Origin of the sequence: Nocardioides terrigena (assembly GCF_003047265.1) — a bacterium.
GTDB classification, from domain to species: Bacteria; Actinomycetota; Actinomycetes; order Propionibacteriales; family Nocardioidaceae; genus Nocardioides; species Nocardioides terrigena.
This window is the reverse complement of record NZ_PZYY01000059.1, coordinates 1-667: the sequence shown is the minus strand read 5'-3', so window position 1 is coordinate 667 and position 667 is coordinate 1. Positions and strand designations below refer to the sequence as shown.

The 667-nt window shown below is 38.4% G+C and carries 1 pseudogene; it reads left to right on the top strand.

The window, feature by feature from the left end:
- A pseudogene (locus DAE25_RS22820) lies at positions 1-667 on the top strand (hypothetical protein); the annotation flags it as partial.

The following is a 667-nucleotide window of genomic DNA, read 5'->3' as shown; positions in this document are numbered from 1 at the left end:
CTGAATGAATTACTTCAAAATAAAGATCCTAATCAATTAGAACTTGCAAAAGCAGGGCTAGAACTGACTAATGAATTAGTTGGTAATATTGCTAGCTCGGTGCAAACTGTAGATGCATTTGCAGAACAAATATCTAAACTAGGTTCACATTTACAGAATGTGAAAGGATTAGGAGGATTGAGTAATAAATTACAAAATCTACCAGATCTAGGAAAAGCAAGTTTAGGTTTGGACATTATCTCTGGTTTACTTTCTGGAGCATCTGCAGGTCTCATTTTAGCAGATAAAGAGGCTTCAACAGAAAAGAAAGCTGCCGCAGGTGTAGAATTTGCTAACCAAATTATAGGTAATGTAACAAAAGCGGTCTCATCTTACATTCTTGCCCAACGAGTCGCTTCAGGTTTGTCTTCAACTGGTCCTGTCGCTGCATTAATCGCATCTACAGTTGCACTAGCTGTTAGCCCTCTTTCATTCTTAAATGTAGCTGATAAGTTTAAACAAGCTGATTTAATCAAATCATATTCTGAACGCTTCCAAAAATTAGGATATGATGGAGATCGTTTATTAGCTGATTTTCACCGTGAGCCAGGAACTATTGATGCTTCTGTAACAACAATTAACACTGCTTTAGCAGCTATCTCCGGTGGAGTTGGAGCTGCAAGCGCGG